This is a genomic window from Paenibacillus agaridevorans (genome assembly GCF_003112455.1).
Taxonomy (GTDB): domain Bacteria; phylum Bacillota; class Bacilli; order Paenibacillales; family Paenibacillaceae; genus Pristimantibacillus; species Pristimantibacillus agaridevorans.
In genome coordinates, this window is record NZ_BDQX01000220.1 from 1 (window position 1) to 247 (window position 247).

At 61.1% G+C, this 247-nt stretch carries 1 protein-coding gene; it reads left to right on the forward strand.

The window, feature by feature from the left end:
* A partial coding sequence (locus tag PAT3040_RS19855; RefSeq protein WP_181376739.1) for an InlB B-repeat-containing protein occupies positions 1-247 on the forward strand: 247 nt, incomplete at both ends.

Below are 247 nucleotides of genomic sequence, written 5' to 3' on the forward strand. Positions count from 1 at the left end.
GCCTTGAATCCGGCGGGATTGTCCATACGCTACGACGCAAACGGCGGAACGGGCGCGCCTGCGCCGCAGATGAAGGTTAGCGGCGTCAACCTGAACCTGTCGGGGGAGATCCCGACCCGCGAGGGCTATTACTTTGACGGGTGGGATACCAACAGCGCGGGAACGACTAGAGTCTACCAGCCGAAACAGGCCTATACAGCAGACTCCAGCGCCACCTTGTACGCCGTATGGAAGCCGATCGTTCCTG